This is a genomic window from Vibrio sp. 10N.222.49.C9 (assembly GCF_041474985.1).
Classification (GTDB): domain Bacteria; phylum Pseudomonadota; class Gammaproteobacteria; order Enterobacterales; family Vibrionaceae; genus Vibrio; species Vibrio crassostreae_C.
Map to the genome: position 1 here is coordinate 55,433 of NZ_JBFRVD010000033.1, position 15,295 is coordinate 70,727.

Consider the following 15,295-nt stretch of genomic DNA (forward strand, 5'->3'; position numbering starts at 1 on the left):
TTTGAGCAATAAGAAAACAACACTAACAGCGGGCGGCTAAATGGAATTAACACCAAGAGAAAAAGATAAGCTACTTATCTTCTGCGCAGGAATGCTGGCACAGCAGCGCAAACAAAAAGGCTTAAAGCTCAACTACCCAGAATCTATCGCACTGATCAGCAGTGCCATTCTCGAAGGTGCCCGCGAGGGTAAAACCGTTTCAGAATTAATGGATTTTGGACGCACACTTCTTACTGTCGATGACGTTATGGAGGGGATCCCTTCCATGATCCCTGATGTACAAGTCGAAGCCACTTTTCCTGATGGCACCAAGCTGGTGACCGTTCATGAACCTATCGTGTAGGGAGAAGTAATATGGCTGGTTCCACAAAACAATACTCAGGATTCGTTCCCGGAAAAGTAGAAACCGCACCGGGTGACATCACTCTCAATGAAGGCCGAGACACAACGTCCGTTAAGGTACAAAACATTGGCGATCGTCCTGTCCAAATTGGCTCTCATTACCACTTCTATGAAGCAAACCCTTCGCTGATCTTTGACCGAGAAGCCACTAAAGGTTTTCGACTCAATATTCCTGCGGGCACCGCAACCCGCTTTGAGCCGGGTCAGTCGCGTAGCGTCGAGTTAGTGCGTTACGCCGGTAAGTTAGAGATCTATGGCTTCCAAGGAAAGGTGATGGGCAAGCTCTAAGCGCTCCCACGGAATAATGAAAATAACAAAGGATTGAACATGGCGACGATATCCAAACAGGCTTATGCCGAAATGTTTGGGCCTACAGTCGGTGACCGAGTGCGTCTTGCTGACACTGATTTATGGCTAGAAGTTGAAAAAGATTACACCGTATACGGCGACGAAGTGAAATTCGGCGGCGGCAAAGTTATCCGTGACGGACAAGGGCAAAGCCAACGTCCAAGTGCCGAAACGCCGGATTTGGTGATCACTAATGCGATTGTGTTGGACTACTGGGGCATCGTAAAAGCCGATGTCGCCATCAAAGATGGTCGAGTTCAGGCATTGGGTAAAGCGGGCAACCCAGATGTTCAGCCGGGCGTTGATATTGTGATTGGCCCGGGCACGGAAATTTTAGCAGGTGAAGGTTCAATCCTGACTGCTGGTGGCATTGATTCACACATCCACTTTATTTGCCCACAACAGATTGAAGAAGCACTGGCGTCGGGTGTCACAACCATGATCGGCGGTGGCACGGGTCCAAATACGGGCACCAACGCAACCACATGTACACCGGGTCCGTGGAACATGCATCGTATGTTGGAATCACTCGATCAATTCCCAATGAACTTTGGTTTGTTAGGAAAGGGCAATGCGAGCCAGCCTGAAGCACTGCGTGAGCAAGTAGCAGCGGGTGCTGTTGGCTTGAAGTTGCACGAAGACTGGGGAACAACACCCGCGTCAATTGATACTTGCTTAAGTGTTGCCGATGAGATGGACGTACAAGTTGCAATTCACACCGATACGCTGAATGAGTCGGGTTTTGTTGAATCGACACTTGGCGCCATCGGTGACCGCGTGATTCATACCTATCACACCGAAGGTGCGGGTGGCGGCCATGCTCCCGACATTATCCGTGCGGCAGGTGAACCCAACGTTCTGCCTTCTTCGACTAACCCAACACGACCTTACACGGTCAATACGGTCGATGAGCATTTAGACATGTTGATGGTGTGTCATCACCTTTCACCATCAATTGCAGAAGATGTCGCGTTTGCTGAATCTCGTATCCGCCGTGAAACCATTGCCGCAGAAGACATTCTTCATGATTTAGGTGCGTTCTCGATGATCGCCTCGGATTCTCAAGCTATGGGACGAGTAGGCGAGGTAGTAACACGTACTTGGCAAACCGCGCACAAGATGAAAGTTCAGCGCGGTAGCTTAAAAGAAGATTCAGACTACAGCGATAACTTCCGTTTAAGACGTTATGTCGCTAAGTACACCATCAACCCTGCGATCACTCATGGTATGTCTCATGAAATCGGTTCGATCGAAGCCGGGAAATTAGCTGACCTAGTTCTATGGAAGCCAGCCTTCTTTGGCGTGAAACCAAGCGTGATTTTGAAAGGCGGCATGATCGCCATGGCGCCGATGGGTGACCCAAACGCTTCAATCCCAACACCTCAGCCAGTTCACTATCGCTCGATGTTTGGTAGCTACGGCAAGGCGTGTCAGAACACATCAATGCTGTTTGTCTCTAAAGAAGCCAAGGCGCAGAACATCGACAAGCAATTGGGTCTGCAGAGCTTGATTGGTGTTGTGAGCAACTGCCGAAACATCAGCAAAGCCGACATGAAGCTCAATGATTGGATGCCGAAGATTGAAGTCGACTCTCAGACGTACCAAGTGCGCGCCGATGGTGAACTACTCACGTGTGAGCCTGCTGAAGAGCTGCCAATGGCTCAGCGGTACTTTCTATTCTAAGCCTTTGACTAAAGAATCTTATTTTAGTGACCCTATTTTGAACGTTATAAATCTCACAAGGAGATTGAGGTAATAGCATGATTGAACTGACTCAACTGAATACTCAAATACAAAATGCACCGGACGGCTATTTGAGCCTGCCGATCGATAGTCGCATCAAAAGCCGCCTTAAGGTGATGCTAGATGACGGGCGCAATGCAGGGCTGTTTCTACCACGAGGTCATATCTTGCGTGGTGGCGAACAGCTCTCAAGTGAATGTGGTTTAGTCGTAGAAGTGAAAGCGGCACCTGAAACCGTTTCGACTGTTTACTGTGAAGACTTGCTCCTTTTAACGCGAGTGGCGTATCACCTTGGCAACCGTCATGTTCCGCTGCAAGTGGAAGCGGGTTGGGTTCGTTACCAACACGACCATGTTTTGGATGAAATGGTTGAAGGTTTAGGTGCGAAGGTGACTACCGAGAAGCAACCATTTGAGCCAGAAGGAGGCGCTTATGGCGGTCGCTCAGGTGGACATCATCACCATCATTAATCGAGTCATTGATGGCTCACTAGACGATTTATATAACAACGATATTAATAACAATAATACCAATCACAGTAAGTAAGTGATCAACAATAGCGCAGAAAAAAGGCTTGAGAACAAGGCATAATTTTTCGATAAGTAGTTATTCTACAATCAAAAATTATAACGCAGTTATCGAGCATTTTAGCAAGCTAGGGTGAGCAATTATTTACTACGATTGGTATAAAGCAAGGAACTCGCGATGAACTTTAAAACAGCTGCAGGCTTATGTACTTTCACAATAGCTTCTCTAACAACATCGACATTGGCATTGGCTCATCCAGGTCATGGATCTCACTCGGTTCATGAGTCTCACTCATTTATGTCTGGCTTAACTCACCCTGTTACAGGTATGGATCACCTGATCATGTTGATCGCTTTCGGTCTGTTAATTGGCGCACTTTCATTTTCCACCAAGACAAAAGCCGCTCTGATTAGCGGTGGGTTGGCGTCTTTGGTGGTAGGACTCATCGCAGGGCAAGCCTTAGGTTTCTCTGTGATTGTTGAACCTGCAATCATCGCTTCTCTATTCGTTGTCAGCTTATGTTTATGGCATGTATTCTCACCATCAACCAAGCGTGTAAACAGCGTATTAGTTGCTTCGATTGCTATGTTGTTTTTCCATGGTTACGCACACGGCGTTGAAGCCGCAAGCAACCTGACTCAGTTCGCAACAGGCATGAGTATCAGTGCTTTGGCTCTGATGGTTATCGGTACTTTTGTTGGTCGCGCGGTTTACTCTAAATGGTTGTCAGTCGGCGTGGCTTCAGCAAGCGCACTATTGCTGTTAGGCGCGTAGGCTCTCGAACTTATTTGATTCTGGAAGACTGAGGGCACGATTATGACCACAACAGAAAATGTAGCCGTCTATCGTCTGTTTCAATTGATCAGTCCATCGTTGCCGATTGGTGGGTTCACTTATTCGCAAGGCTTAGAGTTAGCGGTTGAAGCGGGGTGGGTGACCGATCGCAACAGCATGGAACAGTGGCTCAACACCATCGTCAACTCCAGTGTCGCAACTTTGGAATTACCTATCTTAGAGCGTCTTTATCACGCGCTAGAAAAGGGTGAAATCGATGAGATTGAGCATTGGTGTAACTACTTATACTCAAGCCGTGAAACCAGTGAATTGCGAGCGGAAGAAAAGCAGCGTGGGCATGCATTGAACACCTTGTTGAAGCGCTTGGATATCGATATTTCGCTGGTGGATTCTGTTGATAGTCATCCAAACCAATTGTTGGGCATGTGTATGGCGGCTCAGCATTGGGGTATTGATTTAGAGAGCCTCAAGCAGGGTTATTTATGGAGTTGGCTTGAAAACATCGTTACCGCAGGGGTCAAGTTAGTGCCTTTAGGTCAAACCGATGGTCAGTTGGCATTGATTAATATCACCAACACCTTTCCTGAGGTGATCGAAAAGGCCCGCACGATAGAAGATTGGATGATAGGCAGCTTTTCGCCTTCGATGGCATTAGCGAGTTCATTGCACGAAACACAATACACACGACTATTTCGTTCGTAGCGGTTAGCGCGAACGATGTAGCAAAAAGAATATAAGGAAGTAGACAATGGAAAGTTATAAGCAACCACTTCGAATTGGTATTGGCGGCCCGGTAGGGTCTGGTAAAACAGCGCTATTAGAAGTGCTTTGTAAAGCGATTCGCGACAAGCTCAATATCGCAGTGGTAACCAACGACATCTACACTCAAGAAGATGCCAAGATACTTACGCGAGCAGAGGCTCTAGAACCAGATCGTATTATTGGTGTTGAAACGGGTGGCTGTCCGCACACGGCGATCCGTGAAGATGCGTCGATGAACTTAGCTGCGGTAGAAGAGCTTGCCAAGCTGCATAAGAACCTCGATGTGGTATTCGTCGAAAGTGGCGGTGATAACTTGAGTGCGACGTTCAGCCCTGAATTAGCCGATCTTACCATCTACGTGATTGATGTAGCGGAAGGGGAGAAGATCCCACGTAAAGGCGGACCGGGTATTACGCGTTCTGATCTGCTGGTTATCAATAAGATCGATTTAGCACCATATGTGGGTGCGTCACTTGAGGTGATGGAGCAAGACACACAACGCATGCGTCCAACCAAGCCATACGTGTTCACCAACCTCAAAGAGAGCCAAGGGCTAGACTTCATCATCAACTTTATTGTGACTGAAGGGATGCTAACCATGAAGGAGCCTTCTACTACTGAGTAGGGTTGGAATAGGTTAGTTTTTTGAAAGCGTTAGATACTAAAAAGCCCTGTCGATTATCGATAGGGCTTTCTGGTTTGAAACGTTAGGTCGAACTTAAAGCTCGCTCTTAGTCACTCTTGTGGTCACTTGCGACTCAATCACACCGTCTTCAACTTGAGTGGTGATCACTTCACCGACTTCGACATCGTTAATCGATGATACCGTCTTGCTCGATTCTGAATGAGTAATGCTGTAGCCACGCTTTAGGGTTGCCAGTGGACTAACGGTTTCTAGCTTCTCTGCAGCCATGGCTAGCTGATGGCGAGTGGTTAGCAGTGTTTTATCCATCGCATCTAATAGCTTTTGCTCTGAACGTTGCAGATGCAGTTTCTGTTCGCCAAGGCGTTTCACTGGCGAGTTCAGCTGAAGCTGATGCTGCTTACGTTCGACACGTTGTTGATGCTGCTTAAGGTATTGAGCCATACCGCGACGCAGGCGCATGTCTAGATCATCTAGCTGTTGGCTTTGCTTTTGTAATTGGTAGCTTGGGTGCTGTCTTTCTAAGCGGTGTTTCAAAGCTTGAGTGGACTGCGCTTGCTTGATTAACACATGGCGAATCGCACTGACTAAGCGAGCTCGTTTAGAGGCAAAAGCTTGCTCTTTATGACTGTTGTCACGGCTAACCAATTCTGCAGCAGCTGACGGCGTTGGAGCACGCATATCTGCGACGAAATCGGCGATAGTGACGTCAACTTCGTGGCCAACGGCGCTGATAATCGGGATTTGGCTTGCTGCGATTGTGCGAGCTACGATCTCGTTATTGAAGCACCATAGGTCTTCCAGTGAGCCGCCACCACGGCCGACGATTAACACATCACATTCATTGCGTTCGTTAGCGCGTCCAATCGCTTGGGCAATCTGAATCGCCGCCTCTTCGCCTTGAACCATGGTCGGGTAAACCACAACCGGTAGCGAAGGATCGCGCCTTTTTAGTACATCAAGAATATCAAACAGCGCTGCACCGGTTTTAGATGTGATAACGCCAACACGTTTTGGGTGTTCAGGAAGAGCTTGCTTACTTGATTGAGCAAACAGTCCTTCTGCGGCAAGGTTCATCTTCAGCTTTTCAAATTCTTGCTGAAGTTTACCGTCACCCTCTGGCTGCATGCTTTCGATGATCAGTTGGTAGTCACCGCGTGGCTCGTAAAGAGATAGGCGAGCTTTGACTAAAACTTGATTGCCGTTCTGAGGCTTAAAGGTCACACGGCGGTTATTGCCACGAAACATGGCGCATTTAACTTGAGCGCGAGAGTCTTTTAGCGTGAGGTACCAGTGACCAGAGACAGGTGCAGAGAAGTTTGAGATTTCACCAACGAGCCAGACTATTCCCATTTCGTTTTCTAATAGGAGACGAACCTCTGAGTTGAGGCGAGAAACAGTAAAGATGTTTGGATTAGTCATAGAAGCACTATCTTTCCTTGAAGGAAGGTCTTTCTTGGAATCTCACAGGGCGTGAGTATGGAAGATAGCGGCAATATAATACATAGCAAGGGGGTAAATGCAAATTAAAAATACAAAAATGTGTAGCCAAGCGATTTCGCCGTGCGTATAATCCGTCTGCAATATCAAATCCAAATCACTTTATTATGCGAAACGATAAAGTTGGGTTTACTCCTTTTAACACCTTTGTTGTGAGATATTGCAAATGCTACGAATCGCAAAAGAAGCTTTAACTTTTGATGACGTTTTACTCGTCCCAGCACACTCAACCGTTCTTCCGAACACAGCTGATCTTCGCACTCAGTTAACGAAAAACATTTCTTTAAACATCCCAATGATCTCTGCATCGATGGATACTGTTACGGAAGCACGCCTAGCAATTGCCCTTGCGCAAGAAGGTGGTATTGGCTTTATTCATAAGAATATGTCAATCGAGCAGCAAGCTGAAATGGTTCGCCAGGTTAAAATTTACGAAGCTGGTGTGGTTTCTCACCCAGTAACTGTAAGCCCTGACGCGACAATCGCTGATGTTGTAGCCCTTACTCAAAAACACGGCTTCGCCGGTTTCCCTGTTGTTACTGAAACAAACGAATTGGTTGGTATCATTACTGGCCGTGACGTTCGCTTTGTTACTGACCTTTCTAAGAAAGTTGATGTAGTAATGACGCCTAAAGCTCGCCTTGCTTCTGTTAAAGAAGGTGCAACTCGTGAAGAAGTTCAAGAGAAAATGCACGAAGCGCGTGTTGAAAAAGTTCTTGTTGTAAATGATGACTTCCAACTGACTGGAATGATCACTGCAAAAGATTTCCACAAAGCAGAACGTAAACCAAACGCATGTAAAGATGAGCGCGGCAGCCTACGTGTAGGTGCAGCTGTTGGTGCTGGTGCTGGTAACGAAGAGCGTGTTGCTGCTCTAGTTGAAGCTGGCGTAGACGTTCTACTTATCGACTCTTCACACGGTCACTCTGAAGGCGTACTTAACCGTATCCGCGAAACTCGCGCTGCATACCCTGATCTACAAATCATCGGTGGTAACGTAGCAACTGGTGCTGGCGCACGTGCTCTTATCGAAGCGGGTGTTAGTGCAGTTAAAGTTGGTATCGGCCCAGGTTCAATCTGTACGACTCGTATCGTTACTGGTGTTGGTGTTCCTCAAGTAACAGCAATCGCAGACGCAGCGGAAGTTGCAAACGAATACGGTATTCCAGTAATCGCAGATGGCGGTATCCGCTTCTCTGGCGATATCTGTAAAGCTATCGTTGCTGGCGCATCTTGTGTGATGGTTGGTTCAATGTTCGCTGGTACTGAAGAAGCACCGGGTGAAGTTATCCTTTACAACGGTCGTTCTTACAAGTCTTACCGTGGTATGGGTTCTCTTGGCGCTATGTCTCAAGGCTCTTCTGACCGTTACTTCCAATCTGACAACGCTGCAGACAAGCTTGTTCCAGAAGGTATTGAAGGTCGTATCGCATACAAAGGTCGTCTAAAAGAGATCGTTCACCAACAGATGGGCGGTCTACGCTCAAGCATGGGCCTAACGGGTTCTGCAACTGTTGAAGACATGCGTACTAAAGCTGAGTTTGTTCGTATCTCTGGTGCGGGCATGAAAGAATCTCACGTACACGATGTTCAAATCACGAAAGAAGCACCTAACTACCGTTTAGGTTAATAATACGTCCAAACGTTTGAATAATGTGCTGATTTAGTCGGCACATTAATATACCAATCGTAGTAAATAACTGGTCATCCTAGCTTGTTAAAAACCTCGATAACTTCGTTAGAATTTTTGATTGTAGAATAACTACTTATCAGAAAATCCTGCCTCGTTCTCAGGCTTTTTTCCTACGCTATTCCTGAACACTTACTTACTGTGATTGGTATTATATCTACCGCCTGTTTTGTTAAAAGTCCGATTTTCTCAAAACACGTGGTTAAAGATATCTAACGAAAACGTTTGCTTTATTTCTTGAAGAGTTAATCAGAGGTGAGTAAACTCGCCTCCGTTTTATCACATAGCCAATAAGACTGCTTACAATGACTAAAAATATTCATGACCAACGTATTCTAATTCTGGACTTCGGTTCTCAATACACACAGCTAGTAGCTCGTCGTATTCGTGAGATCGGTGTTTACTGTGAACTTTGGAGCTGGGACGTAGAAGAAGCGGATATTCGTGAATTCAATCCAGACGGTATCATCCTATCTGGTGGCCCTGAAAGTGTAACGGAAGAGAACTCTCCACGTGCACCTCAGTACGTATTTGATTCAGGTGTTCCTGTATTCGGTATCTGCTACGGCATGCAAACTATGGCTGAGCAACTTGGCGGTAAAGTAGCAACGTCTACTGAACGCGAGTTCGGCTACGCTGCTGTACAAGTAACTGGTGAATCTGCACTTTTCGCTGACCTTGAGTCTACTCAAGATGTTTGGATGAGCCACGGCGACAAAGTAGTTGAGATTCCAGCTGATTTCACAAAGATCGCTGAAACAGACACTTGCCCATACGCTGCAATGGCAAACGAAGAGAAGAAGTACTTCGGTGTTCAATTCCACCCAGAAGTAACACACACTAAAAACGGCCTGAAAATGCTTGAGAACTTCGTTCTTAACGTATGTGGTTGTGAAGGTCTGTGGACTTCAGCTTCAATCATTGAAGATGCAGTTGCACGTATTAAAGAACAAGTAGGTGACGACGAAGTTATCCTTGGTCTTTCTGGTGGTGTTGATTCATCTGTAGTTGCGATGCTTGCTCACCGCGCTATCGGCGACAAACTAACATGTGTATTTGTTGATAACGGCCTTCTTCGTTTAAACGAAGGTGAGCAGGTTATGGAGATGTTCGGCAACAAGTTTGGCCTAAACATCATCAAAGTAGATGCTGAGCAACGTTTCCTTGATGCTCTTGAAGGCGAAGCTGAACCAGAAGCTAAGCGTAAGATCATTGGTCACGTATTCGTAGATATCTTCGATGAAGAGTCTAAGAAACTGAAGAATGCTAAATGGCTTGCTCAGGGTACTATCTACCCAGACGTAATCGAGTCTGCTGCATCTAAGACAGGTAAAGCACACGTAATCAAATCTCACCACAACGTTGGTGGTCTTCCTGATGATATGGAAATGGGCCTTGTTGAGCCTCTACGTGAGCTGTTTAAAGATGAAGTACGTAAGATCGGTCTAGAGCTTGGTCTTCCATACAACATGCTTTACCGCCACCCATTCCCGGGTCCAGGTCTAGGTGTTCGTGTACTTGGCGAAGTGAAGAAAGAGTACTGTGATCTACTGCGTCGCGCAGATGCTATTTTCATTGAAGAGCTTCACGCTGCTGACCTTTACCACAAAGTATCTCAAGCATTCACGGTATTCCTACCAGTACGTTCAGTTGGCGTAATGGGCGATGGCCGTAAGTACGATTGGGTTGTATCTCTACGTGCCGTAGAAACTATCGACTTCATGACTGCTCACTGGGCACACCTACCATACGACTTCCTAGGTAAGGTTTCTAACCGTATTATCAACGAAGTTAACGGCATTTCACGTGTTGTTTACGATATTTCTGGTAAGCCACCAGCAACTATCGAGTGGGAATAATCTCTTAGAGATTTAACCAGCTTTGATTAAGATCTTAAGCCTCGAACTCAGTTCGGGGCTTTTTTCTTTTCGATTGATTATATTGATTCATTACATTAAAGGCTTATGAGCAATACCTCGAAATCAAATGAACAATAACTAGAAACCAAATGAGTTGGAAACTAGATATCAGCTCAAGAAACCATGAGACGCTTTGTTGTGCTGAGCCATGTATCAAAAAGATCACTCGCACTTTTTATAAATTCACACAGCTACAGCTAGGCCATTCCACATGTGAAGCATACTCTTTGATGGACTTATTAAGGACAGATAAGAGAATCCATCATGTTAAAAATCAAATATTTGGCGACAGTACTGGGCTGCACATTAGCAGCGCAAAGTCATGCGTCTTTGAACATTCAACCTGATCCGCAAAACCCGAATGGTTACCTTGTTGAAAAGTCGGCTCTACAAGCTGCTGAACAAGCGAAAACATCCGATCCTATGTATGCGATCTGGTCACAGGCCCTTCAAACTCGCCCGAATACAATCGTTGAAGCGATTGAACCCGGTTCCCCCTCCAACCCTGAAAACGTAAAGCGTGTAGAGCGCGTGTTCCCTCAATCGGAATGGAACTTCCTCACTCAGATGGCAGCGCCAGAATACACCTACACTCGCTTCTTACGTGCAATTGGCAAATTCCCAGCCTTCTGTGGAGAGTACACCGATGGCCGTGATTCTGATGCTATCTGTAAAAAATCCATCATCACGGCCTTTGCTCACTTTTCACAAGAGACGGGTGGGCATATCGCGATAGACAACACCTCTGATAATCCATTAGCTCTAGAAGAGTGGCAGCAAGCGCTGGTGCATGTTCGCGAAATGGGTTGGTCTGAAGGCCAAGAAGGTTACACCACCGGTTGTGGTCAGAACGATTGGCAGAATGCCCGTTGGCCATGTGCTGCGGGACAGGGCTACTTCGGACGTGGTGCTAAACAGCTTTCTTACCATTTTAATTATGGCGCGTTCTCTGAAGTGATGTTTGATGGTGACGCGACGGTGCTTCTCAACAATCCGGGCTTAGTGGCAGACTCTTGGTTGAACTTAGCTTCTGCTATTTGGTTTTTCCTTACCCCTCAAGCACCTAAACCAGCTATGCTGCATGTCATCGACCGCACTTGGACGCCATCTCAACGCGAATTGGATGCGGGTATTGGTTATGGCTTTGGTACCACAATCAACGTGATCAATGGTGGTATTGAATGTGGCGAGCAGAACAAAGACAAAGGCCAACCCGTTAACCGTATTCGTTATTGGGAAGGGTTAGCAGCGCACTATGAAATTCCGGTAGAAGCGGATGAAGCCAATACTTGTTGGCAGCAAACGCCTTACGGAAGCTTAAACCTCAACGGAGCAACGGATGTGTTGTACACCAACTGGGATGGTAACTGGAAATACTACGCAGACCGCCCAGAAGGTTACTCGTTTGAGTGTGAGCTTGTTGGTTTCCAAACGGCTTATTCCGCACTGGTGGCTGGTGATTACGAGAAGTGTGTGACCAACTTCTATGGTTCTCATGCGAGTTGGCCTGAAGTGAAAGTTGTCGATAAGCTGGATCCGGTAGATCCTGGTACTGATCCGGGTGGTAATGGTTGGAGTGCGACCAAGGTTTACAACGCGGGTGACCAAGTGACGCATAACGGCGCAACCTATGAAGCGAAATGGTGGACACAAGGGGATGACCCTGCCAATGGTGGCCCTTGGAAACTAGTAGCGGGCGAGCCAACACCACCAGTTGTGACAGATCCAACGCCTGTTGATCCTGCCCCTGTCGATCCAGAACCAGTAGACCCTGCACCCGTTGAACCACCTGTGACAGAACCGCCAGTGGTTGTCGATCCATCTGAATTTATTACGTGGCAAGCCGGTGTTAGCCAAGTGAGTAATGGCGATAAAGTGACGCATAACGGTAAGTGCTTCGTGGCTAAAAACGGCCCAGGTGTTTGGGAAAGCCCAGTTCAATCGAATTGGTTCTGGGATGAAATCAGCTGTAATTGATAGTCTGAATACTGAAGAGGTGGCCTAAGTTACGAGCTCAGTAGTACGACCATAGCGATATAAATAATCAAAAGCCGAAAGTTTCTACTTTCGGCTTTTTTCCGTTTCGAACTTGGCTATTTAAGCAGGGTGATTGGTCTATTTGGCTATGTTGAAGCGCATTTAAAGACTAATTATCCAGTTAGAGGATAAAGTTCTGTACAAATGATGCTTGTGAATTTATATTCAAATTTAATTTATATTTATTCTCTTATTTTAGGGTTAAGGTGTACCTATGGAACAGACAGATATCACGTCACTCATCCCCATTGTGATTACTTTGGTGTTGTCATTGGCGACAAGGAATGTGGTGATAGGCCTTTTTGCTGGTGTGCTGAGTGGTGTTGCAATGCTGACTGGCATGTTTAGCGAACTTAACCCGCTTGATACGTTTGGTACCATGGTGAAAGGTTACCTAGTCCCTCAACTTACCGACAGCTATAACGCTGGTGTGATCATGCTGTTGGTATTCATCGGTGGCTTTGTCGCATTGATGGAAAAGTCCGGTGGTGGCGTCGCGTTTGCAAAGCGAGTGACTCAGTGGGTAAGCAATAAATGCCAAGCTCAATTGTCAGCATGGTTGGGTGGAATCGTTATATTTTTCTCAGACTTAGGCACCCCTTTAATTGTTGGCCCTGTTTTTCGTCCCCTTTTCGATAAACTGAAACTTTCTAGACAGAAGCTAGCATTCATCATTGATTCAACCTCGTCGCCCGTTGCTATTCTTATCCCTTTCATTGGATGGGGTGTTTACATCATGAGCCTTATTCAGAAAGAGTTCACGGCGTTGAATGTCAACATGTCCGATTGGGATGCCTTCATCGGTGCGATTCCTTTTCAGTTCTACGCATTTCTTGCGATTTTCATCGTTCCGCTTGTGTCCGTTAAAGGTTTAGACTTTGGGCCAATGGCAAAAGCCGAGCGTGATTGCCAGGCGGGAATTAACTCTGGCGTGAATAACGAATCACTAAATCCGTTCTCGCATAAAAATGCAAAGGCATCTTTTGTCTGGGCACCATTGTTAGTGATGCTGGTGGTGTTGTGTGCCATGTTGGTTCCACAAGGCTTCCCGTTCCAAAAGGTCGCAGGTTCATCATTTAGAGCGGCGTTATCATCGGCTTATTTCTTTGCGGCGATTACATTAATTTCGTTAATGGCTTACTACGGTGTAAGAAAGTTGTCTGATGGTGTTTCTGTGTACTTAAAAGGCATGGGAAACATGATGCCAGTCGCGATCATCTTGGTATTGGCTTGGGCATTAAGCACCGTTGGTAAAGAGTTGGGTGCGGCAGCTTATATTGCTGAGCAAGCACAGAGCGGCTTTCCATATTGGTTAGTACCTGCGGTCGCGTTTTTATTATCGGCTATCATTTCATTCGCAACGGGATCGTCGTGGGGAACCTTCGCGATAATGATGCCATTGGTTATTCCAACCGCGATTGCGATAGATGCTCCGCTTCTCGTCGCAATTGGCGCTGTGTTGTCTGGTGGCTTGTTTGGTGACCATTGCTCACCGATTTCTGAAACCACGATTCTTTCTTCAACCGGGGCAGGGTGTGATCAGTTTGAACACTTTAAGACGCAGCTTCCTTACGCATTGATGAACGGCTCTATTGCTCTGATTAGTTTTGTAGTCGCAGGCTTTACGGGAAGTGCATTGGTTGTGTTAGGCGCTCTTGTTGCTCAGTTGATTGTCGTGACGTTGTTAGCCAAGCGCGATGCGAGTAAAAACGCTTCTTCAGACGTTCAATCTCAAGTGTCTGAGTCTAAAGCTCAACAAGCATAATTTAAGATAACGGGTGAGTGAGTAGATACGGGATGCGAGTAAACGAGTAACGAAAAGCTCGCTCTCTTGTTCTTCATTTCACTTACTTGCATCTAAGCAAACTTCCGTCATTCCCTACAGTGAGGAACGAACGTGATAGGGAATCTCTTTAGTGCGCCAAACGTGCTTATATCGAAGAGGAGATTCCAGATATTTCGTCCCTCGATTCTGGAATGACGCTTCAATCGAGACCTGCTCCTCTTATCCCGCTTACTCGAATCTAAAGACTCTTTTCGTATCTCGCATCTTTTTCATAGCGCGACAGGGAATTTGTTCATTTATAGGTTCTATGAATTAATTAGCGTTGTTATGAAACTAATTTTCCATAAGATCATTTACACAATCTTAGTTTTCGATAACTGGATTACCTAGTTGTACGGTTTATAGATTAAAATTTTCTGATAACTTTTATTGTTTTTTTTTAATCAACCACTTTAATAAGGTAAATTCGCAATGTCGACCAAACTAGCTAACCCAGCGCCACTAGGCTTAATGGGTTTCGGTATGACCACTATTCTTCTTAATATCCACAACGCAGGTTTCTTTCCAATCGATTCAATGATTCTTGCTATGGGTATTTTTTACGGTGGTTTGAGCCAAGTTATCGTGGGCACAATGTGTTTCAAACGTGGTGACACGTTCGGTACAACTGCGTTTACTTCTTACGGCCTATTCTGGTTGTCTTTGGTTGGTTTAATCGTGATGCCTTACATGGGCCTACCTGCAAGCCCTGCAGCATTCATGGGTTGGTACCTACTACTATGGGGCATCTTCACAGGCTTCATGTTCATCGGCTCTCTATGCTACCCAGTGGCGAAGCAAGTAGTATTCGGTTCACTAACTATCTTGTTCTTCCTACTTGCAGCTCGTGATTTCACTGGCAGTCAACTAATCGGCACTATCGCTGGTTTTGAAGGTATCTTCTGTGGCGCTTCAGCTATTTACTTTGCAATGGCACAAGTAATCAACAACGAATACGGCCGCACAGTACTGCCTATCGGTGAGAAGAAAGCACCTCAAATGGCAACACAAGAAATCGCTGCTTAATACTCTAACTCGGGAACAGTTAGTTTGTTATAAGCCATTTATTGGTTATGAATAAAACAAAAGGGGTTAGCCGAAAT

General features: G+C 46.1%; 13 protein-coding genes. 12 read left to right on the plus strand and 1 reads right to left on the minus strand.

What is annotated here, in order from left to right; all coding sequences use genetic code 11:
- Positions 1-40: 40 nt before the first annotated feature.
- From ureA to ureG, 7 genes are all read left to right on the plus strand, one after another.
- The gene (gene ureA / locus AB4585_RS14955; protein WP_004735119.1) at positions 41-343 is read left to right on the plus strand and encodes an urease subunit gamma; all 303 of its coding nucleotides are present in this window, start codon (positions 41-43) and stop codon (positions 341-343) included.
- 11 nt (positions 344-354) lie between these two features.
- On the plus strand, positions 355-690 hold the full coding sequence (locus AB4585_RS14960) for an urease subunit beta (protein ID WP_004735120.1): 336 nt from the start codon (positions 355-357) through the stop codon (positions 688-690).
- A 39-nt stretch (positions 691-729) separates the two neighbouring features.
- Positions 730-2,433 (plus strand): urease subunit alpha, encoded by a 1,704-nt coding sequence (gene ureC / locus AB4585_RS14965; RefSeq protein ID WP_372050938.1) that lies wholly within the window; start codon positions 730-732, stop codon positions 2,431-2,433.
- Between the two features lie 77 nt (positions 2,434-2,510).
- Complete coding sequence (gene ureE / locus AB4585_RS14970) at positions 2,511-2,963, plus strand: urease accessory protein UreE (RefSeq protein ID WP_004735122.1); 453 nt, start codon at positions 2,511-2,513, stop codon at positions 2,961-2,963.
- 235 nt (positions 2,964-3,198) lie between these two features.
- On the plus strand, positions 3,199-3,795 hold the full coding sequence (locus tag AB4585_RS14975) for a HupE/UreJ family protein (protein WP_372170140.1): 597 nt from the start codon (positions 3,199-3,201) through the stop codon (positions 3,793-3,795).
- 42 nt (positions 3,796-3,837) lie between these two features.
- Positions 3,838-4,518: an urease accessory protein UreF gene (locus AB4585_RS14980; RefSeq protein WP_372170142.1), complete on the plus strand. Its 681-nt coding sequence runs from the start codon at positions 3,838-3,840 to the stop codon at positions 4,516-4,518.
- 46 nt (positions 4,519-4,564) lie between these two features.
- Entirely contained in the window at positions 4,565-5,203 is a 639-nt protein-coding gene (gene ureG / locus AB4585_RS14985) for an urease accessory protein UreG (protein ID WP_017062498.1), read from the plus strand.
- Positions 5,204-5,296: 93 nt separating this feature from the next.
- Here ureG and xseA read toward each other — a convergent pair whose 3' ends face one another.
- Entirely contained in the window at positions 5,297-6,643 is a 1,347-nt protein-coding gene (gene xseA, locus AB4585_RS14990; RefSeq protein WP_372170144.1) for an exodeoxyribonuclease VII large subunit, read from the minus strand.
- 244 nt (positions 6,644-6,887) lie between these two features.
- Between xseA and guaB the strand changes: the two genes are divergently transcribed.
- The 5 genes from guaB to AB4585_RS15015 all read left to right on the plus strand — a co-directional run bounded on the left by guaB (position 6,888) and on the right by AB4585_RS15015 (position 15,218).
- On the plus strand, positions 6,888-8,351 hold the full coding sequence (gene guaB, locus AB4585_RS14995) for an IMP dehydrogenase (RefSeq protein WP_017062496.1): 1,464 nt from the start codon (positions 6,888-6,890) through the stop codon (positions 8,349-8,351).
- 365 nt (positions 8,352-8,716) lie between these two features.
- On the plus strand, positions 8,717-10,270 hold the full coding sequence (gene guaA, locus AB4585_RS15000) for a glutamine-hydrolyzing GMP synthase (RefSeq protein ID WP_017066418.1): 1,554 nt from the start codon (positions 8,717-8,719) through the stop codon (positions 10,268-10,270).
- A 324-nt stretch (positions 10,271-10,594) separates the two neighbouring features.
- Positions 10,595-12,307, plus strand: coding sequence for a glycoside hydrolase family 19 protein (locus AB4585_RS15005; RefSeq protein ID WP_372147212.1), 1,713 nt, complete (start codon positions 10,595-10,597; stop codon positions 12,305-12,307).
- Between the two features lie 274 nt (positions 12,308-12,581).
- Positions 12,582-14,132, plus strand: a complete 1,551-nt coding sequence (locus AB4585_RS15010; protein ID WP_065584648.1) for a Na+/H+ antiporter NhaC family protein — start codon at positions 12,582-12,584, stop codon at positions 14,130-14,132.
- 492 nt (positions 14,133-14,624) lie between these two features.
- Positions 14,625-15,218 carry an acetate uptake transporter gene (locus AB4585_RS15015; RefSeq protein WP_017062818.1) on the plus strand — a complete coding sequence of 198 codons (594 nt, stop codon included), beginning with the start codon at positions 14,625-14,627 and terminating at the stop codon, positions 15,216-15,218.
- Positions 15,219-15,295 lie beyond the last annotated feature (77 nt).

Bases quoted from the DNA above. Each gene is read 5' to 3' on its own strand.
- ureA (WP_004735119.1), top strand. From the start codon at position 41: ATGGAATTAACACCAAGAGAAAAAGATAAGCTACTTATCTTCTGCGCA.
- AB4585_RS14960 (WP_004735120.1), top strand. From the start codon at position 355: ATGGCTGGTTCCACAAAACAATACTCAGGATTCGTTCCCGGAAAAGTA.
- ureC (WP_372050938.1), top strand. From the start codon at position 730: ATGGCGACGATATCCAAACAGGCTTATGCCGAAATGTTTGGGCCTACA.
- ureE (WP_004735122.1), top strand. From the start codon at position 2,511: ATGATTGAACTGACTCAACTGAATACTCAAATACAAAATGCACCGGAC.
- AB4585_RS14975 (WP_372170140.1), top strand. From the start codon at position 3,199: ATGAACTTTAAAACAGCTGCAGGCTTATGTACTTTCACAATAGCTTCT.
- AB4585_RS14980 (WP_372170142.1), top strand. From the start codon at position 3,838: ATGACCACAACAGAAAATGTAGCCGTCTATCGTCTGTTTCAATTGATC.
- ureG (WP_017062498.1), top strand. From the start codon at position 4,565: ATGGAAAGTTATAAGCAACCACTTCGAATTGGTATTGGCGGCCCGGTA.
- xseA (WP_372170144.1), bottom strand. From the start codon at position 6,643: ATGACTAATCCAAACATCTTTACTGTTTCTCGCCTCAACTCAGAGGTT.
- guaB (WP_017062496.1), top strand. From the start codon at position 6,888: ATGCTACGAATCGCAAAAGAAGCTTTAACTTTTGATGACGTTTTACTC.
- guaA (WP_017066418.1), top strand. From the start codon at position 8,717: ATGACTAAAAATATTCATGACCAACGTATTCTAATTCTGGACTTCGGT.
- AB4585_RS15005 (WP_372147212.1), top strand. From the start codon at position 10,595: ATGTTAAAAATCAAATATTTGGCGACAGTACTGGGCTGCACATTAGCA.
- AB4585_RS15010 (WP_065584648.1), top strand. From the start codon at position 12,582: ATGGAACAGACAGATATCACGTCACTCATCCCCATTGTGATTACTTTG.
- AB4585_RS15015 (WP_017062818.1), top strand. From the start codon at position 14,625: ATGTCGACCAAACTAGCTAACCCAGCGCCACTAGGCTTAATGGGTTTC.